The 23,990-nt window shown below is 56.4% G+C and carries 23 protein-coding genes, 1 tRNA gene and 1 pseudogene; 11 read left to right on the forward strand and 14 right to left on the reverse strand.

Going from position 1 to position 23,990, the window contains the following annotated elements:
* Positions 1-40 precede the first annotated feature (40 nt).
* Positions 41-736, reverse strand: coding sequence for a hypothetical protein (locus tag M7Q83_RS11615; protein WP_298338911.1), 696 nt, complete (start codon positions 734-736; stop codon positions 41-43).
* 202 nt (positions 737-938) lie between these two features.
* Between M7Q83_RS11615 and M7Q83_RS11620 the strand changes: the two genes are divergently transcribed.
* On the forward strand, positions 939-1,370 hold the full coding sequence (locus tag M7Q83_RS11620) for a hypothetical protein (RefSeq protein ID WP_298338914.1): 432 nt from the start codon (positions 939-941) through the stop codon (positions 1,368-1,370).
* The gene (locus M7Q83_RS11625; protein WP_298338916.1) at positions 1,367-2,074 is read left to right on the forward strand and encodes a hypothetical protein; all 708 of its coding nucleotides are present in this window, start codon (positions 1,367-1,369) and stop codon (positions 2,072-2,074) included. The genes M7Q83_RS11620 and M7Q83_RS11625 overlap by 4 nt, the downstream gene beginning before the upstream one ends.
* On the opposite strand, the gene M7Q83_RS11630 is transcribed toward M7Q83_RS11625, so the two are convergent.
* Positions 2,063-3,136, reverse strand: coding sequence for a cation:proton antiporter (locus M7Q83_RS11630; RefSeq protein WP_298338919.1), 1,074 nt, complete (start codon positions 3,134-3,136; stop codon positions 2,063-2,065). The genes M7Q83_RS11625 and M7Q83_RS11630 overlap by 12 nt on opposite strands.
* A 101-nt stretch (positions 3,137-3,237) precedes the next feature.
* Here M7Q83_RS11630 and M7Q83_RS11635 point away from each other — a divergent pair, with 101 nt between their 5' ends.
* Complete coding sequence (locus M7Q83_RS11635; protein ID WP_298338922.1) at positions 3,238-3,915, forward strand: hypothetical protein; 678 nt, start codon at positions 3,238-3,240, stop codon at positions 3,913-3,915.
* Here M7Q83_RS11635 and M7Q83_RS11640 read toward each other — a convergent pair.
* Positions 3,912-5,912: a (Fe-S)-binding protein gene (locus M7Q83_RS11640; protein WP_298338925.1), complete on the reverse strand. Its 2,001-nt coding sequence runs from the start codon at positions 5,910-5,912 to the stop codon at positions 3,912-3,914. The genes M7Q83_RS11635 and M7Q83_RS11640 overlap by 4 nt on opposite strands.
* A gap of 84 nt (positions 5,913-5,996) precedes the next feature.
* Positions 5,997-6,557, reverse strand: a complete 561-nt coding sequence (gene dcd, locus M7Q83_RS11645) for a dCTP deaminase (protein ID WP_298338928.1) — start codon at positions 6,555-6,557, stop codon at positions 5,997-5,999.
* Between the two features lie 76 nt (positions 6,558-6,633).
* Between dcd and M7Q83_RS11650 the strand changes: the two genes are divergently transcribed.
* Positions 6,634-6,707, forward strand: a tRNA-Gly gene (locus M7Q83_RS11650).
* Positions 6,708-6,931: 224 nt separating this feature from the next.
* Here the strand turns inward: M7Q83_RS11650 and M7Q83_RS14350 are convergent.
* The 6 genes and pseudogenes from M7Q83_RS14350 to M7Q83_RS11670 all read right to left on the reverse strand — a co-directional run bounded on the left by M7Q83_RS14350 (position 6,932) and on the right by M7Q83_RS11670 (position 11,637).
* Positions 6,932-7,588, reverse strand: a pseudogene (locus tag M7Q83_RS14350) (site-specific integrase).
* Positions 7,589-7,948: 360 nt separating this feature from the next.
* Entirely contained in the window at positions 7,949-8,179 is a 231-nt protein-coding gene (locus tag M7Q83_RS14355; protein ID WP_366526410.1) for a DDE-type integrase/transposase/recombinase, read from the reverse strand.
* Positions 8,180-9,334: 1,155 nt separating this feature from the next.
* On the reverse strand, positions 9,335-9,616 hold the full coding sequence (locus tag M7Q83_RS11655; protein WP_298338931.1) for a helix-turn-helix transcriptional regulator: 282 nt from the start codon (positions 9,614-9,616) through the stop codon (positions 9,335-9,337).
* Positions 9,600-9,872: a type II toxin-antitoxin system RelE/ParE family toxin gene (locus M7Q83_RS11660; protein ID WP_366526411.1), complete on the reverse strand. Its 273-nt coding sequence runs from the start codon at positions 9,870-9,872 to the stop codon at positions 9,600-9,602. The genes M7Q83_RS11655 and M7Q83_RS11660 overlap by 17 nt, the downstream gene beginning before the upstream one ends.
* 412 nt (positions 9,873-10,284) lie before the next feature.
* On the reverse strand, positions 10,285-10,605 hold the full coding sequence (locus M7Q83_RS11665) for a hypothetical protein (protein ID WP_298338937.1): 321 nt from the start codon (positions 10,603-10,605) through the stop codon (positions 10,285-10,287).
* A gap of 591 nt (positions 10,606-11,196) precedes the next feature.
* Positions 11,197-11,637, reverse strand: a complete 441-nt coding sequence (locus M7Q83_RS11670) for a hypothetical protein (RefSeq protein WP_298338939.1) — start codon at positions 11,635-11,637, stop codon at positions 11,197-11,199.
* A 170-nt stretch (positions 11,638-11,807) separates the two neighbouring features.
* Between M7Q83_RS11670 and M7Q83_RS11675 the strand changes: the two genes are divergently transcribed.
* From M7Q83_RS11675 to M7Q83_RS11685, 3 genes are all read left to right on the forward strand, one after another.
* Entirely contained in the window at positions 11,808-11,960 is a 153-nt protein-coding gene (locus M7Q83_RS11675) for a hypothetical protein (protein WP_298338941.1), read from the forward strand.
* Between the two features lie 523 nt (positions 11,961-12,483).
* A complete protein-coding gene (locus M7Q83_RS11680) occupies positions 12,484-13,320 on the forward strand; it encodes an alpha/beta hydrolase (RefSeq protein WP_298338943.1) in 837 nt (278 codons plus the stop codon).
* A complete protein-coding gene (locus M7Q83_RS11685; protein ID WP_298338945.1) occupies positions 13,313-13,909 on the forward strand; it encodes a TetR-like C-terminal domain-containing protein in 597 nt (198 codons plus the stop codon). The genes M7Q83_RS11680 and M7Q83_RS11685 overlap by 8 nt, the downstream gene beginning before the upstream one ends.
* A 71-nt stretch (positions 13,910-13,980) precedes the next feature.
* On the opposite strand, the gene M7Q83_RS11690 is transcribed toward M7Q83_RS11685, so the two are convergent.
* The gene (locus M7Q83_RS11690; RefSeq protein WP_298338947.1) at positions 13,981-14,667 is read right to left on the reverse strand and encodes a metal-dependent transcriptional regulator; all 687 of its coding nucleotides are present in this window, start codon (positions 14,665-14,667) and stop codon (positions 13,981-13,983) included.
* Positions 14,668-15,304: 637 nt separating this feature from the next.
* Between M7Q83_RS11690 and M7Q83_RS11695 the strand changes: the two genes are divergently transcribed.
* Positions 15,305-16,576, forward strand: coding sequence for a divalent metal cation transporter (locus tag M7Q83_RS11695; RefSeq protein WP_298338950.1), 1,272 nt, complete (start codon positions 15,305-15,307; stop codon positions 16,574-16,576).
* A 30-nt stretch (positions 16,577-16,606) separates the two neighbouring features.
* Here M7Q83_RS11695 and M7Q83_RS11700 read toward each other — a convergent pair whose 3' ends face one another.
* A complete protein-coding gene (locus M7Q83_RS11700; protein WP_298338953.1) occupies positions 16,607-17,809 on the reverse strand; it encodes a C40 family peptidase in 1,203 nt (400 codons plus the stop codon).
* Positions 17,810-18,532: 723 nt separating this feature from the next.
* Between M7Q83_RS11700 and M7Q83_RS11705 the strand changes: the two genes are divergently transcribed.
* Together M7Q83_RS11705 and M7Q83_RS11710 are read left to right on the forward strand one after the other, a co-directional pair.
* Positions 18,533-18,952 (forward strand): hypothetical protein, encoded by a 420-nt coding sequence (locus M7Q83_RS11705; protein ID WP_298338956.1) that lies wholly within the window; start codon positions 18,533-18,535, stop codon positions 18,950-18,952.
* Entirely contained in the window at positions 18,949-19,146 is a 198-nt protein-coding gene (locus M7Q83_RS11710) for a hypothetical protein (RefSeq protein ID WP_298338959.1), read from the forward strand. The genes M7Q83_RS11705 and M7Q83_RS11710 overlap by 4 nt, the downstream gene beginning before the upstream one ends.
* 125 nt (positions 19,147-19,271) lie before the next feature.
* Here the strand turns inward: M7Q83_RS11710 and M7Q83_RS11715 are convergent, their stop codons facing one another.
* Both M7Q83_RS11715 and M7Q83_RS11720 read right to left on the reverse strand, forming a co-directional pair.
* Positions 19,272-20,342 (reverse strand): alanine racemase, encoded by a 1,071-nt coding sequence (locus M7Q83_RS11715; RefSeq protein ID WP_298338962.1) that lies wholly within the window; start codon positions 20,340-20,342, stop codon positions 19,272-19,274.
* Between the two features lie 643 nt (positions 20,343-20,985).
* The gene (locus tag M7Q83_RS11720) at positions 20,986-21,423 is read right to left on the reverse strand and encodes a hypothetical protein (RefSeq protein ID WP_298338965.1); all 438 of its coding nucleotides are present in this window, start codon (positions 21,421-21,423) and stop codon (positions 20,986-20,988) included.
* 311 nt (positions 21,424-21,734) lie between these two features.
* Between M7Q83_RS11720 and M7Q83_RS11725 the strand changes: the two genes are divergently transcribed.
* Entirely contained in the window at positions 21,735-23,426 is a 1,692-nt protein-coding gene (locus M7Q83_RS11725; RefSeq protein WP_298338968.1) for an FAD-dependent oxidoreductase, read from the forward strand.
* Positions 23,427-23,990 lie beyond the last annotated feature (564 nt).

The following is a 23,990-nucleotide window of genomic DNA, read 5'->3' on the forward strand; positions in this document are numbered from 1 at the left end:
ATGGACTACGCTGCGGGACTGTGTGATGCGCGCCGGTTGATCAGTTGCAGGCCTGGTGCTGGCCGATACGGTCTTGGTTGATACGGTCTTGGCCGATGCGGTGCTGGCGTTCACTCGTCGTCCTCGCTATGGCAGGGCGCAGCGTGGTGCTTGGGGCCTGTCCATCTCCGAACGCAGAACCGGTCAACAGCTCGGAGAGTGAGTAGATGAGCAGAATCGCAAAGCCAAACTGAAAGAGCACCTCGCCAGGCATCAAGACGTTGATGCCGTTGTCGGGCAGTGAGAACATCGCTAGGAGACCACCGACAAACTGGATGACGATCATTGCCCAGTTCAGCCAGCTATGGACGTAGCGCAGCGTAATCCAGATGGAAAGGCCGAGCTGGACCAAGAAGAGGGCAGCCCCAAAGGTCATGTGCGCCCAATTAAAAAAGGTGTTCCAGGTGTAGGGGGTGAGCATGACGCCGGCCATCAGGATCCCAATCGCAAAAAAAGCTGCCCTCACGGTAGCCAACGGTTGGACCCCGCGAGGCAAGTGGTTGCCCAGGTGTACGACCAGCCAAATACAGATCAAGAAGCCGATCGCCAGCGGGAAGAAGGTCGCAAGGTGAACGAGGTAGTAACTGATGCCGTAGACGTTGACTTCGTAAGTTGGCAAGATGATGCCATCGACCAGAAGGGCGCCAAAGAGAGCAAGGTAGGCGGCCATCAGAACTTTGATCGCGTGCTCTCTCATCGTACCTCCTGTCCTTGGGTCTACAACCCCACGTCCTCGCCCCCCGTATCTAATTGTACTATACAACCACTATACCACAAGCAAGCGACTGGTGTCATTTACGCGCGGTGAGCGAGTCGGCTGGGGAGCATGAGAGCTGCCATGCGGCCATAACTTGGCAACGTGGCGACCTCGGCTAGACTGGCGTTCCGGAGGATGCTACTTGAGAGTCATTTGGGAGAGGTTGAGAACTGAGGATCGAGTCCTCTCGGTCTGCGTGGTAGCTATCGCGATCACCCTGTTCCTTCCTTGGCATACGTACGCGATTCTGAGCATCACTGGTACGACCGATGGCTTTCATAGTTGGGGATTCCTGACGGCGCTTGGAGTGCTGTTGCTCGCATTTGTGCTCACCTCAGATGGCGAGTTCTTTACTCGGCACACCCCTCGGATATCGCTTGGTTCGTGGAGGGTGATCGGGGCGGCGTTGATGTTCGGTGGGGCTGCGCTGTACCTGACGATTGGACCTGGATCGTATCACTCGACTGAGGTTCCGGTGGCGTATGGGCCCTCCTACGGGGTTTATTTGGCATTCTTAATAGGGTTGGCGGCGTTGTTGTTGACGTTCCGCCAGGGAAGGAAATCGATATCTTGAAGAAGTTGCTTTTAGCGATCCCTCTAGGGGGACTTTTACTCGCAGCCTGCGGCTCGACCAGTACGAGCAATCCGGTGAGTGCCGGTGCGGCGACGTTAACGAACCAGGAGGTTCACTTCTGTTTCGTCACCCAGGCCACGAGTGGCGCTGATAGCACGCAGCTTCAGGGTTGTGGCGATCAGAACTACGACGCCCACCTCGCCTCGGCAAACCTGACAAGTTCAGTCAGTCTCTCTGGCCAGAGCCAGAGCGAGAAGGTTGGAGTGGAACGTATCGGCACGACCGAGTGGGTCTACTTCAAGAAGAAGTGGTACGCGCAGAAGGAGCCATTCCCAGCATCATCGCCAGGTTCGATCTCTTCGCTGCTGCGCGCCACGCCGAGCGTAAAGAAGGTTGCAGGTATCAAAGTCCTGGGGCAGTCGACCACCGGTTACCAGGGAGTCTTTACCGCCGCTGACTTCAAGGCGCATAAGAAGGCGCTCACTTCGTCGATGGCGACCTCGTTAACTGGCCTCAAGAGCGATACCTTCACCGCGTATGTCAATAACAAAGGCCAGGTTGTTCAAGTGAACCAGACGGAGTTGGTGACCTCGTCGAGCACGAAGGTAACAGTAACCTCCACCGTTCAGTTCTCCCACTTTGGCGAGAAGGTAGCGATCAAAAAGCCGTCTGCGAGCGAGATCTCGAAGGGTTCACCGACCTAGGCGATTGAGTCGTAGCGCAAGTCCTGAGAGCAGCGTCGAGCCGAGGACGACGGCCATGAGAATGGCGTAGTCGGTGTTGGACAAGACGCCTGACTGCAAGAAGACGAGGGCCATAGCGATGGTGACCTCGCCCCTGGCGAGCATGCCTGCCCCTACAGCTATTCGTACGTGGAGGTCTCCTGGGGTAGCGGCGCCAATGGCAAGACGAGAGATGAGCAGCGCGACCAGGATCAGGCTTGCGGATAGGAGAACGTTGGCATAAACGAGCAGCGGTAGTCGGATGTCGTAGCCCGCGACCATGAAGAACACGGTTGGTAGTAGTCGCTCCAGGAAGGGCAACCAACGTCTGGCGGGTGCCCCAAGGTGAGCGGCGATTTCGTGACCATCGAAGACGCCAAGCAAGGCAGCGGAGACGCCACTGATGACCCCACCGATGGTGAGCACCACAACTTTCGTGAAGATCAAGGCACTCGCCTTTGGCCGTATGAGGAGCATGGCACCCACAATCACGAGGGAGGCCGCCAAGGCGATGGTTGGGCTACCGGTCAGGCCAAAGGTAGCACCGGCCGCAAACAGTGGTGCGAGCACCAAGAGAGCGATGCCAAAAAAGTCGTCGGCGACGGCGGCGGAGATGATGATCGGATAACCACTGCCCTCACCGGTTCCATGGGGTCGCAGCAGCCGTGCCGCGATACCCGCCGACGTGGGAATCGCGCTCAGGATGAGGGCAAGTTCCGCTAACCCGGCTGATCGCTGCCAAGCCAGCATGGCAAAGCCAAGAGCGCCCAAAACGGTTGCGCCGATTGAGGCTAAGCCCAATCCTCGTGGCGTGAGCGGGCGGTGGCCGAGATCGGCGAGCTCTACTCCAACGCCAAAGAGCAGTGCGAAGAGACCGATGTAGGCGACGATGCTCAAGCTCGCCGCATTCGCGTTGGCTCCAAGTGTGGATCGCATGAGTGCACCGACCACCAGGAGCACGATGGGCTCAGGGATGCGAAGCCAGCGCTGTGGGATCGTGCCAATGACGAGACCCACCACCACGATCATCACCGTCTCGGTCACCCGGCCTAACTCGCTTTCCCTTGGTGTCTACTGAGTGCTGAACTCCGCCGTCGTGACTGCGGAGGGCTTATTCCCCACCACTCCGGTTTAGCCTAGTAGCCATGTTGGTTGTGGGAAAGTTGTTGCGCGGTGTCGCAGTGGTCGGTGTGCTCGGGGTCGTGCTTTCGGCGTGTCACTTTTCGAATGGAGATTACGGGCCGGCTTCTGCTGGGGCGTCGCTGCCGCCGACGAATGGGCCGGCCGGTGCATCGAGTTCAGGTAATAGCGCGACGGCCAAGCTCCTCGGTGGTGGTCTTACTGTACCGAAGACGGCGTCGACCTATGACGGAGCAGGATTTCCGATCCCGGACTATGGGCCGGTAAGCTACCATAACTACGTCAACGGTGATCCAAAGTACCCCGCGACGATTGGTGTGAGAAACACGGCGTATGGGCAGATCCTGACGACCGAGAGCGGATATACCCTCTACGTCAGGTTGGGCGATGAGTTCCGAGACAGCAAGTGTTTTAAGATCTGCCTCGATGCCTTCCCTCCGGAGCTCACCAACGGTGCTCCACAGGCGGCGCCGGGTATCCTGGCTGCGGACCTTGGTGTCCTAACCGCGAATAACTCGTGGGAACAGGTCTCTTACGGAGGACGGCCCCTCTATCGATATCGGCTCGATACTAAGCCGGGCGAGATCAACGCAGAAGGCAAGGGGGGAATCTGGTACGTGGTCGGGGTCAATGGCCTCCCGATCACCAAACCCCTCGCTAAGTCCAGTGCGGCCAAGAGCTAAAGCGAACTCGTAAGGATCTGGGCGACATCTAGGACCTGCTTGCTCGGGTCAGCGGTACCCTCGGCTTGGCGGGCCTTCATGGCATCATCGAGCATGATCATGCAAAATGGACAGGCTGTTGAGACCACATCTGCACCTGTCTCAAGGGCCTGATCGGTGCGCTCGAGGTTGATTCGTTTCCCTATATTCTCTTCGAGCCACATGCGAGCGCCTCCTGCGCCGCAGCAGAACCCCTTCTCGCGACAGCGATGCATCTCCTTGGACTCGACACCAGGGATCGCTTCAAGCACCGAACGAGGCTCATCGTAGACATGATTGTGACGGCCAAGGTAGCACGGATCGTGGTAGGTAACGCTCTTCTCAACTGGTTTGGTGGGGGTAATTCTCTGATCGGCGATGAGGCGGCTCAACAGTTGGGAATGGTGAACGACCTCGTAGTTCCCGCCAAGTGCCGGGTATTCATTGGCGATCGAGTTGAAGCAATGTGGGCAGGAGACGATGACCTTGCGAGCGCCGACACTATTGAGCGTCTCGATGTTGGCCTGCGCTTGGGTCTGGTAGAGATACTCGTTGCCGATCCGTCTGGCGGGATCCCCGGTGCAGCTTTCGCGCGGGCCAAGGACGGCGAAGTTCACGCCTGCGTTGTGGAGCAGGGTGGCAATGGAACGGGTGACACGTTGTGCCCGCTCGTCGAGCGCGCCCGCACAACCGACCCAGAAGAGATACTCGGTATCGGCACCGATGGTGTCTGCGACGACAGGGACCTCGAAATCGAGACCCTGCATCCAGTCAGCGCGATGACTGGCTCCTAGTCCCCATGGATCACCCTGGTTCTCGATGTTTCTGAGCATTGAGTTCGCCTCGGAAGGGAAACTCGACTCCATCAGCACCTGATATCGGCGAATGTCGACGATCGTGTCAACGTGTTCGATGTCGACCGGACATGCTTGTACACACGCGCCACAAGTCGTGCAAGACCAAAGTACATCAGGATCGATCACGTCTGGGACGAGGTTGTCGTCCAAGGAGGACCCTGAGAGCATCTTTTCCCGCAGACTCATGATGAGCAGTTTGGGAGAGAGGGGTTTGCCGGTTCCCCAGGCAGGACACTGTTCTTGGCATCGACCACACTCGGTGCAGGCCAGCAGGTCGAGTCGTTGCTTCCATGTGGTCTGCTCGATCGTGCCAACGCCGAAGACGTCCTCCTCAGAGAGCGTCTCTGGATCCATGTTAGGGGTGGTCGCCAGCGCGCCGAGGGCGATGGGTCGTCGTGCAAAGGCGACGTTTAACGGCGCGGTGAAGATGTGGAGATGCTTCGAGTGGACGACGAAGATTAAGAAGCTGAAGATCACGGCGATGTTGAGTACGAGGAAGATGGACTCAAGGACGTAGTTGGTGTGTGCGCCCATGTGGCGGAAGGGGATCGAAAGTACGTGAGACATGAAGGCAAAGTCCGAGTAGGGAAAGTCGCCGGTGTTGACTTGGAAAGCCCGATAGGCCAGGAGCGTGATGATGACCGCGGCGATCCAGCCCAGCGTGATCCAGGCGGTCTTGGTGTGAGAACCGTAGAATCGTGAGTCGCGGTGCCGCTGTTCCGGGGCCTCACGAATGCGAATGACGCTAAAGACACACACCGCCACTAAGACGGCGAGTGCAAAGAAGTCCTCAAGGAAACCCAACCAGCTATCGTGACCAATGAGGGGGATTGCAAAACGGCGGTCAAAGAGCAGACCAATCGCTTCGATGATGGTGGCGAGGAGAGTGGTAAAACCCCAGAAGGTGAAGAAGTGGGCGATACCGGGGACGGTTTTCGTCAGCAGCTTGCGCTGGCCGAGCACCTCAACAGCTTCCGCCTTGACTCCTTGCTCGGCGGTCGTGCGCCCACGCTCGACCTTTTTCCCGGCGCGGACCACTCCAAAGAGGTACAGTCCACGCCGTGCAACCAGTGCAAGCGAGACCACGATGATCACTAGGCCGACGATGAGACGGTCGTCCATTCTTCCTCCTCTAGTTGCCGTAGCGGCACCGTTACCAAGCTGATCACTATATTACCCGTCGGTAACATCAATCACAAGCCTGCACTATAGGTCGAGCTGATATCGGCTTGGCGTGGGGCCATCCTGACCTTGGTACTTACTCGCCAAACCATCCGATCCATAAGGATTATCGGCCGGAGTCGTCATCTCTAGGAACGAGATCTGCCCGATCTTCATACCTGGGTAGATTTTGATGGGTAGGTTGGCTACATTCGAGAGCTCTAGCGTGATGGTGCCCGAGAAGCCTGGATCGATGAAGCCAGCGGTCGAGTGGATAAGGAGCCCAAGTCGTCCGAGTGATGACTTGCCCTCCAGTCGACCGACGAGGTCGGGCCCAATGGAGACTCGCTCAACCGTCGCGCCCAAGACGAATTCATTTGGATGGAGCATCAAGGCTCCATCCTGATCGACCTCGAGCAGCTCTGTCAGATCGTCGAGGGGTTCACGGACATCGATGAGGCCTTTCGAATAGTTTCGAAAGACCCGGAATTTGTTTCCAATTCGTAGATCGACGGAGGAAGGTTGGATGGCGTTCTCTGCCAGAGGGTCAATAAGAACCCGCTCGGTCTCAAGAGCTGCGATGATGGATCGATCGGACAAAATCATACTCCAATTACACTAACCCTTAGCGATTGACCCTACCGACGTCCATTTGGGGGTAGTTTGGGGAATTCGCAAAATTGCGGGCGTAGTTCAGCGGCAGAACATCAGCTTCCCAAGCTGAGAACGCGGGTTCGATTCCCGTCGCCCGCTCCAGACAACAGGACTGTTCAGTGGTTGTTTTAGACGCCAAGCCAATTCATATCGCTTCTGAAGGCTATCCTCAGACCACATTTGGACCACATTGCATACGTTTTTACGGACAGAGTAGGGACAGCAGAGCCGCGGGCTCGGCATCAGATGCGAACTGCCAAACCTTGTCGAAAACTCGATTCGGATAGCTGGTCAGGCCAACTATCCGATTCAATCGGTGGTTCAGTTTACTTCTGTTGGTCGGATGGTGGGCTGCTACGCCCAATGTGCACAACCTCCGTAGATTCGACAAGGCTCGACAGTGCAGCTGCTGTCGCCCTATCTCTGTCCTCAGCAGCGTGTTGGTATATCAGAGCCGCCCTGGGCGAAGCATGTCCCATTCGAGCCATCAGTTCTCTCGTGCTCGCACCAGTTGCCCCAGCCCAGGTGTTCCCTGAATGACGGAGGCCATGGAGGTGTAGGTCGCTCCTACCGATGCTTCGACGCGCTTGATCCCAGAACTTCTGCAGAACATGGACACGTAGTGGACCACCTTGGACCCCTGTGAGTAGTAATGCATCTGGTTCCGGCGAGACATAGCAATCCAAATGCTTTACGAGCGCAAGTGTGATGTGAGGTGGCACTGCAACTGTCCGGAGTCCAGCCTGTGACTTTGGCGGTCCGACAACTGTCGACCCATCTCAGAGCTGTTGACGAGTGGTTTCAACGCGGACGGTCCCGTGCTTTAGGTCAACGTCTTTGCGTCGGAGTCCGAAAAGCTCGCCGCGACGTAGTCCGCACCAGGCCGCCAAGAGCACTAGCGCCATCAACCGCACTGGCATCGCCTGAGTCAAGGCGTCAACCTCTGCAATCGTAGCTGTCGGGCGTTCCGCAGCCCGCTCCACTCCTGCTTGGAAACACTTGCCTGGACGCTGAAGGCCTGGTGTGCCTTGCTCGCACCTATCTCACCTCGCTGGGCCAACAAGCACAATATGGAGCGTCAGCTTCTGTTGGGGATTGAGTTTTGGACTTCCTCACCAAATGGGACACTGAACTCCGCTTACCTATGCAGCCTGTAGCGTAGCGGCTTGTTCGAACGCCAAACGGCAATACATAATCGATGCCTGAGAAAGCCTCTTCCGGTTGTACCACTCAGTTTCTGATCAACGATCGGAGAACGTGGGCCCTCTCAGGTGCTACAAGTCGGTTTGGCAGACGAGCGCTGTTTTGAGTGACGCCCACAACGATTGGCGCCATTTGCGTTGTCATAACTTCTCCCCAGCGTTCGGCATCGATTGGGGCATTTCCGAGAGCTTTAGGATCTCTCGGAAGTCGTCACTGGTGTATTGTGACCCGAGGCTGGAATGGGAAATAGTCGTCGGCAACAGTGCTCCGCCCCGAACGGCTTGTGCCCGGTTCAAGGCATCAAGGAACAATGGAGTGTCCATCGTGTCGCTCATCTTGCAACCAAGCATCCTCTTCGAACACGCATCCATAACGGTGACCAGAGAGCCAGCCCTCCCTCAGTTCGCATGAAAGGGTGCCGATGTAGGTCACATCGCTAACGACATGAGCTTGTCAATCGCATCAACGGGGAACTTGCTCTTCAGAAAGATCATCACTCTTCTTGGCATGACGATCAGGCCTCGTCTCCGATGGTCTTGGCGCGTCCCACTTGCTCCCTCAGATGCCGAGCTCATCCATCAGGCGACCTACGGTGGCAACCGAGACCTCGACGCCACGGGCCCGAGAGCTCGCGTGTGAGCCCCATAGATGCTCCGGTTGACCCGAAAGGCCTCCAGGACGTGCTTGCTTCGCACGCTTCACGGGCCATACACGCCGTCTCGTAGACCTTGCGCCCTTCGGCGTTCCAGCGGTAATGCGCTGACCATGAGACGCATAAGACTCGACAAAGGATAGCTACTGGAAATTCGGCCGCACTCGTATCGATGAAGCAGATAGATCAGTTCTGCGTCAGTCTCCTTGACTCGGGAAGGTCCGAAAATCGTTGGAAGATTTCGCGTCCCACTCTGAGCTGCTCGTTGTCTTTACTAATCCTACGGTTCTCTGCAGCAAGATCCGGGGTCACCCCCCCCACATCTCGCCGTTCCTTGCGAGCCTTGTCAACCTAGTTCGAGAGGGTTGCCTTCGAGATGCCAAGATCCTCGGCTACCTGCTGGACCGACAAGTTCCCGCTCTCGGAAAGTCTGACCACACCTTTTTGCATTCGTCGTCAAAATTATCGACGAGTCTTCTCTTTCCTAGTTTTGGAGTTCTTGGCGTTTCTCCCATACCTCTATTCTCCTCGTTCTGAGGGAGAACCGTGTCCCGTATCGTGAGTAGTTTCAGGATCGTGTCACAGAAAGTGTTCTCTTTGAGTGGTAGTTTCGGATGCTTTGTTAATCCTATTTTACCAGGTCAGGGGGCACTTTCTTCAGTTTTGGGAGGACCAATTCTAGAAGTCGGTCGGTACTTCTAGGCTTAAATAGTAGATTCGTGTCAAATGGATGTACCCCCTGTCGGTATGCGGTGGATATGTAGATCGCCGGATGCGCGTGCGATGCAACTGTGGGACATGCACGCTGGACCGAATTCTAGCTTGACGCGGTGGCCGCAAGCGTCGGAATGGGTACAACGAGGGTCATAAAAACTCACGCCAATTCCAACTCCACATGAACCTGCCGACCGCTAGCCGTGGCAATGTTTACTAACGCATCAAGGGAGAAACGCGATACTCGACCACGGAGAAGATCGTTCATCCTCGGTTGAGTAACGCCACAGTGTTTGGCCGCTTCTGCTTGTGTCCATCCACTTTCTTCCACGATGGCTGCAATTTTTTGCATGAGTTCTGCTCGTGCACGTAGATTTGCCGCTTGCTCTGGCGTATCCGCAATCGCATCCCACACGCTTTCGTAGTTATCGGTCTTTGTCATTTTTATCTCCCATCAGTTCATTGAACCGTCTCTTGGCTACATCTATGTCTCGCATAGATGTAGCTTGTGTCTTTTTAGCAAAAACGTGAAGAACTACCACCCTGTCAATGAGGCGAGCTGTGTAGATTACCCGATACGCGCCGGTGTCATCACGCACTCTGATTTCTTCGACACCCTTGCCAACTGAAGGCATCGGTTTGAAATCGTCGGGCTGCTCTCCATGTTGCACCTTGTCTATCTGATAGCCAGCATCCATCCGGACATCTTCTGGAAAGTCTCGTAGACGCTTCAGCGAGTCACCAAGAAACTGTACGGCTTCACTTTTCAAGTATATCAGTATGGATATACTTCGCCGGCAGGTCCACCTGTCTCGAGTTCGTGTTCCACCTTCTCGTTGCCGTCAGACCTGTTCGGTGCATAAATAGATGACATGCCAACTCTTCGGATTTAACGGTCAATTTTGGTTGACGGGTGAGCTAAGCCTGGAATCGGTTCGAGAGTGGTACAAGGGCTCTGCCAGAATGGGATTACGAAAATCCTAGCCCCGGAGAGCCTGCGAGGAAGAACCTCATGCTCAAATAGCGTAGATCTTCACTTGGCGACTGCGACGTCACTTTGATCGGTATTGACGATCCAACAGCTATCCCGACTTGGATTCTGCTGCGTTTTCACGTAGAGTGTCGCGCCGCACTGCATGAGAAGGGTGAACCCGCACCCGGGACGAGCCCGGGTAAACGCAACCAGGTGATCAGGAATACCTGGCATTCGAAGAAGTCCTGATGTCGCCAGCTCTTCTCTATCGTGTCGTGCGCTAGACAGGCCGACTTGCAATATCCCTCGATGGGGCATGCGAAGCGCGATCCGCGTGGAAAGTCGCGACCGATCTGGAGCATTCCAACTTCTCTGGCAAAATCTACCGAGGTCACCTGCCACGGCGGTGCGAGTCCCAACGCTGGTCCAAACATCGAAACCTGGATTGTCTCATTCATCTCCTTCTTGACCACTCGAGCCACAGTGCCAGAACCAGGTCATAATGTCATAAATTATCGGGGCTATCCACATGATCTAGCGAGGAGCCCGACATCACACCGGAGCCGCTCACAAACGAATCCGAGGTCGCATCTGTGGATTCGGATTGCCAGACGTAAGAGCCGTATTCTCAATAGCTTGTCAGCTATCTGTTGGATCGATGCACTGATCATAGACCGGGACTTGCCATGGGGAAAGCAAAGCCTTCCATGGTAGCCGCCTAAATCAGACCACAAAATAGTGGCTTGCAACGAATACTAGTGGACTATCCATTCCCTGCCTCACCAGGATATCTCCTGAAAACATGCCGGTCGGAGGTGTACGTAAATTGTGCCCATATCAGCGCCCTGAGCTGAGAACGCTGGTTCGATTCCCGTCGCCCGCTCTCCGGGCCGCGTCGCTTTTCGTTGCATACTGCTCTGAAAATTCGTAACTGTTGCGAACTGAGCCTGCTCTTGCCGATCCCATGCGATGCTTCATTCGCCGCCTCTAGCCTGCCGGGTCAGTGTCGTGGGGATCGAGGATTGGCAATTCTTCCCCTATGCAGGAGTTCATGATGGTGGGAGCGGACGCGGTGGTGGATAGCCGAGGAGTTCCTGCGTCCAGGTTTGTGCGTTCCAGCTTCCTGGTGGCCTGACGCGATGGACTCGACCCTCCTTATGAAAGAGTACTTCGAAGTCATCGCCGAGGGCTTCTTGGACACGAAGAGCTAACTCCTGCCCCTGGTCCTCGAGTTCAGAGGCAGATTTTGCCGTGTCGAGATCGCCCATCAATTCGTCCATCACCTCGTCGTTCCATCGATGCAGTTGTTCGCGGAGCTCGTCCGGGAGTGGTAGAGGGTTTGATGTAGGTACCTGGTCGTGGCGCGGAGGTTCCCCGCTCCAGTAGCCGGGAGGAGCTGGAGCAATCATCTCTTCGGCGGTGAGGCACCACCAGATGCCTACCGCTCCCCAATCGGCTTCGATGATTACTCGCCTTGGTTTGCTCGACATAGAGCGAAGCCTAGCAGACGCAGCGATGACGACAATGTCTAGGCGAGTCCATGCTGCACTCGTCGCTGTCGCTGCGTAGCTGGATGGGTGCGAACCCGGGCCACCTTCGACCTCGTTCGCTTTGAAGCAAGGACGGAGGGCTGCAATTTCTCTAGTTATTAAGGAGCGTCATGATCAGGTCCTTGACGTCATCCGGGGACGCGTGTTCCCAACAGCCAGACTCGAAGGAGAGCATCACCGGAGAGATGCCGACACCTGGCAGAGCAGGTATCCAAATCGTCGATGGTCAGCCCACCATGGGATCGGCGAGCTTCTCGTACTAGAGGGTATGTTTGAATCGCCAGCTTTCAGATCAAGCCCTGAACCGAACGTATGGGAGTCGTATCCGAGCACCTATTACGTGGCAAGATCTAGGGCGGAGGCGTGGCGTCTTGGTGCTTCCGTGAACGACGTGCGAGCTCAATGGAATGACTCGCTACGGTGTGGCGAGGCTGCGGCAGGAGGAGGACCACGGTAACTGTTGCACCGGTGTGTGCATCTCGCGGTTCGACTAGTGATCAGCGAACTCGGGTTAGTTGCATCTGGACTATCCGCAGGACACATCTGCGACTTCTGGCATCTGGAAGAACGGGTCTTTGCACTGATACTTCGCTGTCGCCACGTCTGAGTTCTTGAGGCTCGTACTGACGCTACACGGCTTCGCTTTCTGTTCGCGTACCAATCATTGACCGCCCCATTGCAGTTTTGTGCGCCGACCGATCTATGCTCCTGGGTGTGGGCTAATATGATTAGCCATATCGCTAATAGACATCGCCATTGGAATCAGCTAGGTTTTAAGGGGAAAGCATGACAGATGAGTTCATGATCGCGAACAGAACTATTGTCTATGAAGAGAGCGGCGAGGGACCTCTTGTCCTACTTGCACACGGGATTGGGGATAGCAGACACTCGTACCGCTTTATTGCGCCAGCTCTAACGGCCGCCGGCTATCGTGTGGTGAACATCGACCTCCGTGGCTGTGGCGACTCGAGCCTTGGTTGGGGTAGCTACAGCCGCTCGGCTATCGCTTCCGACCTGGTTTCCCTCGTTCGCCACCTCGGCGGTCCCGCGGTGATTATCGGACATTCCATCAGTGGTGGCGCGGCAACCATTAGTGCCGCGACGGCCCCTGATGTGATTGCTGGCCTCATTGAGCTGGCGCCGTTTACTCGGGTGCAGTCATTGCCTCTCAGAGCTCTCGCACAGGCAAGACGGTACCGGAGGGGGACTATCTACTTAGTCAAAACCATTGCGATGGGGAGCTTAACGAGCTGGAGGAGGTACCTCGAACTGGCCTACCCAACCAAGCCCCACGATTGGGAGTACGAATTAGCTCGAATCGAAGCCAAGCTGAGTGAGCCGGGCCGCATGCGGGTACTGCGGGCGATGGGCAGGTCGAATCCTAGCGATGCTGGGGAGCAGCTGGCACGGGTGCGCTGTCCTGTACTCGTGATCGAGGGCAGCGCTGACCCCGATTGGAGTGATCCAGGCGTTGAGGGCAAGCGAATCATTGATGCACTGCCCGATGGCATCGGTGAGCTTGTGGTTTTGGAAGGGAGGGGTCACTATCTACACGCAGAGGCTCCCGATCAAGTCCTTCAGTTGGCCTTGCCCTTTCTGGCCAGGGTGTTATCCCGTGCCTAGAGCGAGACTTGGATCAGCCGCGGTTACTGAGGCAGGCGCCAGTTTGGCCGATGAGATCGGAGTCGGGCAGCTCAGCATGGGGCTCGTGGCAGAGCGTGTTGGAGTGAAGACTCCATCGCTCTACAAACACGTTGGCGGTCTCGCTGATCTGACGTACCGGATCGCCGTTCTTGCAATGGGCGAGCTTGGTGACTGCGTGCGCGATGCAGCCCAAGGCAGAGCTGGAACAGACGCACTGATCGCTGTTGCGCGCGCCATGCGCATGTACGTCAAGGAACATCCGGGCCGCTATCGGGCCACCAACATCGTGACGCCAGGCGGACCAGAAGACCCCTTTGTCGTGGCAAGTGACCGGTTGTTGCGTTCATTGGCGGCCGTTTTGCACGGATACCGAATCAGTCCTGCCGAGGAGATTCATGCACTTCGCATGTTGCGAAGCATGTTGCATGGATTTGTAACCTTGGAGCTTGAGGACGGCTTCCGACTCGGAGTCGACGCAAGCGAGAGTTTTGACTGGATGATCAACACGATTGATCACGCGTTACGGTTCACATATGATCGCGATGGTAGACCGTCTCGATTGAAGTAAATGAAACGTATGTCCCCGATAGTTGTTCGTAACAATCAGTGAAAGCCTTACAAGGTGCTGGGATAACCCAGCTATGAAGCATCCCTCGTGATGGGATCAACAACAAGGAGGGCAGCGGATTTGGCGTCGAGGGTGACGGAGTGCCCTAGGTGGTCTATGGTGAGTGTGCGTGCATCCTGACGATGAACGCAGAGCTCACTTCCCGGGAAAATCTGGTTGTCGACGAGGGTTGCCATGAGGACCTCGTCCTCCTCTAACTCCTCGGTGATGCGTTGGAGCTTGAGTGGCACCCCGATGTCGGCTTCGTTGAGGCGGATGCCAGGCGCCGAGATGGTGAGGCTAGTGCCTGTTCCGTAGGGAATCGGGTTGCCATGGGGACAACGAAGAGGGTTGCCGAGCAGCGTCGTGATCAGGGTTTCAACCTCATCGGAAATGGCGTGCTCCCAACGGCCAGCTTCAATGTGCAGCTTCACGTAGGAAAGGCCAATCACTTGGTAGAGCAGGCATTCGGCGAGTCGATGCTTGCGCACGACTCCCTCGGCAAGTTTTTGTCCTTGCTGGGTGAATTCGAGCTGCTTGCCGGAGGGACGAGCGAGATAACCTTCGGCGACTAAACGATCGAGCCGTTGGGTGACCGTGGGAAGAGAGCGCCCAAGACGTTCGGCGAGGCGCGTCGGAATCACTTCGATCGAGTCTTCTCTCAAGTACCAGATGGTCTCAAGATACTCTTCTAGAGGAGGGTGGGACTCGATGGTCATCACTGTACTTTATTAGCGCCAACCATGACGTGCTGCTTTAACCGTGCGAGCCACCGATAGTGGCTCGCACTCGCCGCTTGAGCAGAAGAAGATCTCGATCGTTGCTGGGGATATGTTTGGGTTGACCGCTACATACGGTTGTCACTTTGGCTGGTTACGGGGTTACAAGACTTGCGTGGAGTCAGGTAAGGGTTAACGGACGACCGCAACGTGAGTAGTTTCAGCCTGTTGGGTGGGCTGCAAGCCGTGTTCCCTTCCCACCCTGGAAAAGCGACAGTACGCAGTGCAGAGCTTTCGCTATCTCCTCGAGTCAAGTCATTGTGTGCTAGGCGTGCGTCAGATACCCAGTTTAATCCACCTTGCTGGCAAAATGTGAAGCCTTGTCGTCCGCATCGCGATTGTTGGCTGCCGACGGCCAGTGATGTCATCGACGAGTCCATACTTGGCCGCTCGTCGGCAGCCAGCTAGTGATTGAAAGGCTCCAGCAGAGCTCCTTGCACTTGGGGAGCTGCTAGCATCCTACGTCTTGACAGACGTCATGTGACGGGAGCCGAGGGATCGCCAAAAGTGCCAAGAGCTGTGAGGTGGAGACGAGCATGTGGCCGGTGGTAAACTTAGGATAGGCTAACCTAAGTCTATGAAATTCGCTGAGGGCGCCTCTCCGTATGTATCTCGAAGAAGCAACTTTTGGCATCGGAATCTGTGGATTGGATTTCTTGTCGTGTGGGGTCCCGGCCTTCTTGTTATGCTTGCTGACACTGATGTTGGCAGTCTTGTAACAGCTGCGCAGTCCGGTACCCAATTTGGCTACAGGATGGTACTACCGAATCTGATTCTTATGCCGATTCTCTATTTTGTACAGGAGATCACCGTTCGGCTGGGAATCGTCACTGGCAAGGGGCATGGTGCGCTGATTCGTGAGCGTTTTGGCAAGAGATGGGCGTTACTTTCAGCTGGTACGCTCTTTCTGACTGCAGTAGGTGCGCTACTGACAGAGTTTGTTGGTGTTGCTGGGGTAGGGGACCTTTTTGGGGTTTCACGCGTCATCTCTGTCCCGGTCGCTGCAGCCTTTCTCATTGGAATTGCAATGACAGGCAAGTACCCAAGGGCGGAACGCGTTGGTATCGCCCTGGGTCTTGCTGAGCTCGTCTTTATTCCAGTGATGGTCATGGCACACCCTAGCTTTGCGGCCATTGCCGATGGTTTTGGGCAAATGCCGCTTCACAATGGCGGATTTATCTTGCTCTTGGCCGCAAATGTCGGTGCGGTCATCATGCCATGGATGATCTTCTATCAGCAAGGTGCGATGGTCGACAAAGGCTTGACGCGAGCCCACATTGCGGCCGCTCGGAGAGACACGGCCTTTGGTTCAGTGCTGACCCAGCTCATCATGGTGGTGATGGTCGTGACATTCGCAGCGACCATCGGTATCGCACACCCCGGGACGGCATTGAACACAATCGGTGAGATGTCGTTGGCGCTCCGTCCGTATGTGGGGGTGGTGGGAGGCGAGGTGCTCCTTGGCATCGCTATGCTCGGTGCTGGGCTCGTTGCTGCTCTCGTGGCGTCGCTGGCTGGTGCTTGGGGCTTGAGCGAAGCATTTGGTTGGAAGCACACGCTCAATGCCAAACCCGATCGTGATTCAGCGAAGTTCTACACCACGTACACTCTGGCCCATGTGTTTGGAGCCATCATTGTGCTGCTGAGCCTCGATCTGATCAGGTTAGTGATCTACGTGGAGGTGATGAACGCGCTGCTCTTGCCGATCGTGTTGGGATTTCTGCTGGCACTGGAGGCAAAAGCGTTACCGGACGCATTCAGAATGCGCGGCCTGTACCGTTTGGTGGTCACGGCTCTCTGTGTCATCGTGATGGGATTTGGACTCTACGTCATTCGAACACTTGTATAGGCTACCCATCGTGGTATAAGCACTGGGTAGTTAATTGATCGCTCCGAACTGAACGGGGGTGCCGGACCAGGTGATTGGATCGAGCGATACAGGGCGGCCCGGGTTGGTGGCCTCCACAACCTGTCCGTTGCCAACGTAGATCGCTACGTGATCGATGCTCGTGGCGCCCTCGGTATCGTAGAATACCAAATCTCCCGGCTGGAGCTGAGAGTAGGAAACCGGGGTTGTGTCGTTGGCCTGATCCGCTGCCGAATGAGGAAAGTCGACTCCCAGTTTGGCGTAGATAAACATTACGAGCCCCGAACAATCGAAGATCTGCACTCCATTTTCCCATTGACCAGCACCTCCCCACACATAGGTGGTGTCGTTAGCGTTCACTATCTGAAGAGCCATTTGTGCCGCTTGTGCTGTCACGGCCGTAGCAGAATTCGGACTAGGAGCCGGTGTGGGGCTAGGAGTGCTGGCCGGATTCGGTTGAGTCGCGTTCGGTGGTGAGCCGCCGACCGCCGCCTGTGCCTGTGCCGCCGCCTGTGCCTGTTCGGCGGCAAGAACGGCAGTCGCCTGGGCTTCGCGTTGTTGGATGACTGCTTGTTGTTGCTGATAAACCAATTGTTGAATCTGCTGATTGACTTGACTGAGCGTGCTGACAGCCTGCGCCTGCGCCGATTGCGCACGGTTACGATCTGTACCGAGCAGAGCGACTGTTGTGGCTTCTTGTCGGTTTTGTGTGCTCAACTCCTTCTCTTGCTGCTGGAGCCCTTGTTGAGCAGCCTGATACTGTTGGACATCTTGTTCCTGGACATCGGTTGCGGTATTGATTTCTTCTTGCGTGAGTGCGGTGGCATCAGGATTGGTCTGCACAAGCGTGACGAAGTTGCTGTTTGTCCCGCCTTGCATGAATAGCGTGTCAGCTTCGGTGATCACCTCTGCGTGCAGGACCTTCAGATGTTCTTGTTCGGCTGCGATTGCACGCTTCGTAGTGATCACTGAGCTCTGCAGTTGCCCCAGCTTGGTCTGGGCTTGGTCGTACTCTTCTGCATAGACCTGCACTTGATTATCGAGACTACTGATCTGGTTGGCAATTGTCTTGGCTTGCGCTTGGGCGGTCTGCAATGAATCTGCAAAGGCCACAGGGGGGAGAGCAATGTCGGCACCGGTGACGACGAGTACTATCGCGACCACACCGATGAACGCAGCGCACGTCCGTTGCCTGATCATCGGAGGCTTCGACATGAATTTTGCATCGGCATCTTCACCTGCTTAGTTTAGGCTTTCCTAAGAAACTAATCGGAGAGGATGTGGCTGAGGTCGTTTGCGGTGGTGTTTTGGCAGAAGTTACCTGAGTTGGCTGCTCAATGGCAAACTCCTATCTCCTCGTGGGTGGGAGTCCTCTGTGGTGCAGTTGTTCCTGTGGGGACCGCTAGGCGCCGTTGCGTTGTCAGCCACGGACGAACTGTGATAAAACGCACGTTGGCAACCAAGCTTTGCGAACGTTACCGCTTATTTCCGAAGATCCTCTTTGCTTCGCAGGCAAAAGTGCTTCTGGCTTTGTGATGCCGGGCACGGTCTATGGGTGCAACGAAAGAGCGAGTGCAGGTTTGCTAATGCGTACCCGATGAAAAGGTTGGTCACGATAGGGCCGAAGGATTGTCACTCCATGAACATGCTGAGCGGGTGGCCGCCGAACCTGGCTAACATCGGCAGACGTAGGTGATAGCTGCGTGAGCATCGCTCGCGTCTGTCTTCGCTGAAGCCACCGGCAAAGCCCTAGGCTAGGGGATAGTGCGCAGTAGGTTCCAAAGAGAGAGCAGCGGCGTTAAGCAGCTTGACTCGCCGCGGTGGCGGGGCTTGCCCGGTTTCACGGGACGCCACGCGTTGCGCGGTTCCCTCGCTGTGTTAGGCCTGCTCTTCGCCTGGTGGGAAGGCTCTCATCCCTGGCCGAGTGAAGCAGCCCATTTGAGTATCATTGCCGCCATAGGCGTCATATTCGCATTGGCGATCATGGAGGGTCGTCACCGCCAACGTCTATCCAACCGGGCCTGGCTGTCACGAATATGGGCTGGAATCAGACGACCAACACAACGCTCATGGTGCTTTCTCTTTGGCGCGGTGGTGTGGGTGATCCTTGTGTTGGCGGTCGCCGGCTGGGATTTCCGTAGCTTTCTCTTGGAGGTACCTTCGTTGCCGACGTTGAGCTATCTGATCGGACGGGTGAGCCGCTTTGCAACGGGCCGGTCACTTCTCGTTGCTGCTTGGCTGGCTCTCGGTGTCTTCTTTGTCCTGGCAAATCGTGTGCATATCACCCGAAACGATAAGAGGACATCCGCGAATCTAGATGATCAATCACTTCCCCCAAGCCGAGGACAGCTGCCATGAATATCGGACAAATAGTATGGCTCAGCTTGGCGGCAACGGTCCTTGCCTGGCTCATCGTGACCGAGGTGTGGTCGGATCGACTGCCGACTCTGAAATCGATCGCCTTTGGCTTTCTTGACTCCTGGCTGGGACGGGCTCTTTTGTTGTGCGGTTGGGCGGAGATGGGTTGGCATCTGTTTTGCCAGCATCCCTGAGGGGATGTAGCCAACCTGTTCAGGTGCGATGACGGCTTCGGACGATTGATGACAACAACGGTGGGATTAGCATGGCCAGTCGCTTGGTCGCGAATCGCGAACGCCAAGTCGTCGGGATTGACCTGTTATGTTAGGTGACCCCGTGCGTCGATCCTGATTGGATCAGAGTCCAGTGCGATAAATTGGTCATAGAGATTGACAACGGTGCAGACATGGTTGGGAAGCACGTGGAGCAGCGTGCCCTCGGGTGGTGGTTTGCCTTGGTAGGAGACGATACCGTGATGTTCCGATACTCTCGTCACGATCGCACCCTCGAGTTCTCGCACGGAGCCAAAACCCTCGACGAGAGAACTCGACTCGGCGGTGAGTGCTTTACTGCCGGCATCCACGACAAACTGACCGGGTACGGCGGTACTCATCACCCGTGTGGCCACGACGGCAGCCACCTGGTCGGGCGTGGCGACCCCCAAGGCAATTTGCTGGCGATCGTTCAGAAGATAGGTGCCAGGGCGGGCCTCGGTGACGACTCCACCGAGCTTGCGTGCCGTTGGGGAGGATCCGGCACTGAGGACTGTTACTGCGATTCCGTGATCGCAGAGGCTCAAACTCGCGACCGCAAGAGCCTCACTCTCTTGTGTTGCCGTACGGCTGGTCGCTTCGGCGCCAGCATAACTATGCCCACCATGGGTAAAGATGCCTGCGACGCGTAGCCCGAGGGATCGGCAGCGGGCGGCGAGGGGGCCAGCCTGATCTGGTTGAACACCGGTGCGATGTTGCCCGCTGTCGATCTCTACCATAACCTCGACCTTGTCTGGGGTATGCAACTGTTCGGCCAGGTTTTGGGCGCCACGCGCTGAATCGATACCAATGCGAAGCTTGGCAGAGAGGGAGAGCCGGTCTAGTTGTGCGGCGGACTGGGGCGTGATCCAAAGCGGAAGTGCGATGAATACGTCATCGAAGCCAGCGGCAATAAACACTTCTGCTTCTCCGACCGTGGCGACGGTGATCCCATTAGCACCTAGCGCTCGCTGTAGCCGTCCAAGGCTGGTGGATTTATGGGTTTTGACGTGCGGGCGCAGTGAGATGCCACGATGGTGAAGCGTATCAGCCATAGCCTTGGCGTTTGTCTTGACGACATCGAGATCGATAAGGAGATATGGCGTCGCGATATGCTGTGGTTCCTGAGCGGTTCGCATGTACTTGACCTTTCGGTGCCAGAGTCCGATCATAGTCTCAGTGATGAGCCACTCAATGCTGGGACGGCAACCTAACTTTCATCGCGGTGCGATGTCGTAGTTGTCTCCTCACAAGGCAAGACCATCGCGATGGAGGGAAAATCCATGATGAACCGGCTCTGCGGACCCTGAAGGCAGGCAGCCCCCCAAACGGTGAAGTCCGATCGGTGATACGGTCTTGTCGTGGTGGAGTAGTAGGCAAGGACCAATCTTCCCGGCATGGATAGTGACGCAAGCTGGCGGCGGATCAGCTAGCTGATGCTTCGAGAGATGCGACGGGCTCGCTGATACGAGGAGAGTCGCTGACAGGCATTGTCCTCGGTGGCGAACCAGGAGCGAGGTTCAGCGAGAACAGTGCCAAGCGAGTAGCGGTGTAGCACGTGGCACTAACGAGGCTGAGTGAGAGGTTGTGGCATCCGGCACTGCTCTTAAGGCGTAGTGATGCCGTCGTGTAATCCTCGCTTTTCGCTGAGGATAACGAGTGCGAGTCGGATCGAGGCGCACATCGCAACACAATATATGCGCTCCCTTGTCGGGTCGGTGGCATCATGAAGCTCTCGGATGGCGCCACCATGCTGGCTCGCGGGCCTAGAGGAAGGCGCTGCTAATCGGCAATTACCTCCGGGTCGGGACTCCGCTGTCGATCTGAGCCATCCTGTTGTAGCTCCAGCACATGCTTTCTGAGCCGAGTGACCTCGGTGAGAAGATCTGCAACTTGGCCGGTGGTCGTCGTGATCCATTGCTCGGATGGATCGCTTACCCCATGGCGTTTGTGAACGACCCATGCGTAGTGAGCCTGTGCATTCTCGCACTCCCGCAAGGCTTCGCGCCACCACTGCGTGAGCGCGAGGGTACGACAGTTCTTCGCCTCGAAGACGTGATCAGGCGCAAGCTCCACCTTGACATCTCCCTTGTCGTGCGATCCCTGCAGTCCTAGGCGGTGGGCGGAGAGGCCATGTTGCCGAAAGACCTCGACGAGGTCGTTCTCTAACGACCTGCCAGCCGCCTTTGCTGCGGCTTTTGAGCGCTTTCTAGCCTCCATTTGGCGAACTCCCTTCCTGTTTGTCCTGCAAGCTACCTGAACGAAGTCCCGTTTTGGTGGAACTTGTTAGCAGTGAGACGTACCTGCTCGTAGCGTTTCTCTTGACCCGGCGACGTAGCGCATCGAAAACGAAGAAGAGATGGTGACCCGGTCATCATCTATCCAGAACGTGTTGGTCGTGTCCGCTACGACCACTGTTCGCCTTTCGGTAAATGGAACCCATTATTAGATCGTATATCGGTAGGGACTAAAGTCCTTTGTCTAGTGGGAAGCGACGCCCCCTCAATCGGGCGTCAGATACTCTAGGGGGTATGGAAAAACGCTTGCAGCAATCCAGTTTAACTACGCCCTCACCGCGAAAAGTCATCGTCATCGGTGGCGTGGCCGGCGGTATGTCAGCGGCGACTCGGTTACGGCGTCTTGACGGACATGCTTCGATTACCGTGCTCGAACGTTCGGGTCACGTATCGTATGCCAACTGCGGACTGCCATATTTTGTTGGCGCTGTGATCGAGGAGGAAGAGGAACTGCTACTGCAGACACCTGAGCGGTTGCATGATCGATTTCGACTCGATGTACGCGTTGGTAATGAAGTGGTTGGCATTGACCGAGAACGTCACCAGGTTCGGGTGCGGTCAACGGGTGGAGGTGATCCTGAGGTTCTTGAGTACGATAAATTGATCCTCAGCCCAGGAGCGTCGCCGATACGGTTGAACATTCCAGGAGCCGAACGGATGCGCGTGTTGCGCACAGTCGAGGATGCTCAGCGCATCGTTGGCGATGTCGCCAAGACGCCAGGAACAGCGGTTGTCGTCGGCGCGGGTTTCGTTGGGCTGGAGACCGCTGAAAATCTTTCGCGTCATGGCATTGCCGTTACCGTTGTTGAGGCAGCTCCGCAGGTGCTGCCGGCACTTGACCCTGAGCTGGCGGTGCTGGTGGAGGAGGAGTTGACCCGCCATCACATCACCGTCATCACCGGTGCCTCGGTTGTAGAGGTGCATGCTTGGGGCGTCACGCTCAGCGATGGTCGCGAAGTCGAGGGTGAGTTGGTAGTGGCGTCGGTTGGCGTGCGACCCGATGTGAGACTTGCGAAGTTGGCTGGGCTTGCCATCGGACCCCATGGCGGCATCGTGGTCGACGAGTCGAACGTGACAAGTGATCCAGATATCTATGCCGTTGGCGATGCGGTCGAGAAGTTCGACAGTGTCAGTGAGGGGCCATCGTTGATTGCGCTGGCCAACGTGGCCAATCGCCATGGGCGCAGAGTTGCCGATCATATCTGTGGGCTCAGTGCTCGTCACGTGCCATCGATCGGGACCGCCGTTGTGCGGGTCTTTGAGACCGTAGCTGCGACCACCGGTTGGAATGAGCGTCGTCTCCGGGAGGCAGGGAGGCCATATCAAGTGGTGCGTGCGCATCCAATGAACCACGCTAGTTATTACCCAGGCGCCGAACCGATGTCGCTGAAGTTGCTCTTTGATCCCCAGAACGGCATGATTCTTGGTGCACAGGCCGTTGGTGGAGGAGGGGTCGACAAGCGTATTGATGTGTTGGCGACGGCGATGTCTGCGGGCCTGCCAGTTGAGGAGCTTGCGAATCTCGAACTCGCCTATGCTCCACCCTTCTCATCTGCGAAGGATCCGGTCAACATGCTCGGCTATATTGCCGAAAATGTCCGATTTGGCGACTGTGATGTTGTGGAACCAGACGAGGTGCAATCCTTGGTGGAAGCTGGCTGGACCCTGCTCGATGTACGAACCCCAGCAGAGCATCTATCTGGTTCTGTTCCGGGCAGTGTCTCTGCCCCGGTTGATGAGCTGAGAGGTACCATCGATCATCTTGGCGATGGTCCATTCCTCGTCTATTGTGCGGTGGGGCTTCGTGGTCATGTTGCCACCATGTTGCTTGGCGAACTCGGTTATCAGGCTCGCAACCTCAACGGTGGTTACCGCACCTACACCGCCTTTCATGCCGCTCGTCGGGTCGAGTCGGCACTAGCCTGATACTGGGCGAGGGTTTCCCAGTGAGCCCCCCCAGCGGCGTGGCTTTGCTCTTGAGCCAGCCCAGCCGTTTTCGTCTCTGAGGTGGGCTCGTATAGGAGGGGGTGGGCTCCCGTTCTGGAGTTCCGTGGCCTTCCTGGCTTGATGGTTCTATAATGTCTGCCGGTCGTTGGACGTCTTTGATGCTGATCCTTTGTATGAATGCACGGATCCGTGGTTGCCCGAATGGAAGCTGATAGCAGTACCCATGATGCGATGGAGAGTGGCGTGGTGACTCCATCCCTACAGGGTTTGCATGTTTATGAGTCCTTTCGAGGACGGTCTCTTCTTAGTCATGGTGTGATCGCCTCCGAAGGAATTCCGCATCGGATCGATCGACCTGGTCCGTAGAGACGAGGTCGTTCCCTAGGGTTTGCTTGGGGGTCAAAGGCGAACGTCGAAGACTGGCGTCGAAGATTGGGCGCTGCGATGGTCAGCTGTACCGGCATTAAGGACGCAAGCAATAATAACCTGAACAGTTATGGGGCAGGCTGCTGGTTCCGCGGTCTCAGTCGGTAGTTCCATTCG

It is taken from the genome of Ferrimicrobium sp., assembly GCF_027364955.1.
Taxonomy (GTDB): domain Bacteria; phylum Actinomycetota; class Acidimicrobiia; order Acidimicrobiales; family Acidimicrobiaceae; genus Ferrimicrobium.

Excerpts from the sequence above, each read along its gene's own strand:
- M7Q83_RS11615 (WP_298338911.1), bottom strand. The coding sequence starts at position 736 with ATGAGAGAGCACGCGATCAAAGTTCTGATGGCCGCCTACCTTGCTCTC.
- M7Q83_RS11635 (WP_298338922.1), top strand. The coding sequence starts at position 3,238 with ATGTTGGTTGTGGGAAAGTTGTTGCGCGGTGTCGCAGTGGTCGGTGTG.
- M7Q83_RS11640 (WP_298338925.1), bottom strand. The coding sequence starts at position 5,912 with ATGGACGACCGTCTCATCGTCGGCCTAGTGATCATCGTGGTCTCGCTT.
- dcd (WP_298338928.1), bottom strand. The coding sequence starts at position 6,557 with ATGATTTTGTCCGATCGATCCATCATCGCAGCTCTTGAGACCGAGCGG.
- M7Q83_RS14355 (WP_366526410.1), bottom strand. The coding sequence starts at position 8,179 with ATGGATGCGTGTTCGAAGAGGATGCTTGGTTGCAAGATGAGCGACACG.
- M7Q83_RS11655 (WP_298338931.1), bottom strand. The coding sequence starts at position 9,616 with ATGACAAAGACCGATAACTACGAAAGCGTGTGGGATGCGATTGCGGAT.
- M7Q83_RS11660 (WP_366526411.1), bottom strand. The coding sequence starts at position 9,872 with ATGGATGCTGGCTATCAGATAGACAAGGTGCAACATGGAGAGCAGCCC.
- M7Q83_RS11665 (WP_298338937.1), bottom strand. The coding sequence starts at position 10,605 with ATGAATGAGACAATCCAGGTTTCGATGTTTGGACCAGCGTTGGGACTC.
- M7Q83_RS11670 (WP_298338939.1), bottom strand. The coding sequence starts at position 11,637 with ATGTCGAGCAAACCAAGGCGAGTAATCATCGAAGCCGATTGGGGAGCG.
- M7Q83_RS11675 (WP_298338941.1), top strand. The coding sequence starts at position 11,808 with ATGATCAGGTCCTTGACGTCATCCGGGGACGCGTGTTCCCAACAGCCA.
- M7Q83_RS11680 (WP_298338943.1), top strand. The coding sequence starts at position 12,484 with ATGACAGATGAGTTCATGATCGCGAACAGAACTATTGTCTATGAAGAG.
- M7Q83_RS11690 (WP_298338947.1), bottom strand. The coding sequence starts at position 14,667 with ATGACCATCGAGTCCCACCCTCCTCTAGAAGAGTATCTTGAGACCATC.
- M7Q83_RS11695 (WP_298338950.1), top strand. The coding sequence starts at position 15,305 with ATGAAATTCGCTGAGGGCGCCTCTCCGTATGTATCTCGAAGAAGCAAC.
- M7Q83_RS11700 (WP_298338953.1), bottom strand. The coding sequence starts at position 17,809 with ATGTCGAAGCCTCCGATGATCAGGCAACGGACGTGCGCTGCGTTCATC.
- M7Q83_RS11710 (WP_298338959.1), top strand. The coding sequence starts at position 18,949 with ATGAATATCGGACAAATAGTATGGCTCAGCTTGGCGGCAACGGTCCTT.
- M7Q83_RS11715 (WP_298338962.1), bottom strand. The coding sequence starts at position 20,342 with ATGCGAACCGCTCAGGAACCACAGCATATCGCGACGCCATATCTCCTT.
- M7Q83_RS11720 (WP_298338965.1), bottom strand. The coding sequence starts at position 21,423 with ATGGAGGCTAGAAAGCGCTCAAAAGCCGCAGCAAAGGCGGCTGGCAGG.
- M7Q83_RS11725 (WP_298338968.1), top strand. The coding sequence starts at position 21,735 with ATGGAAAAACGCTTGCAGCAATCCAGTTTAACTACGCCCTCACCGCGA.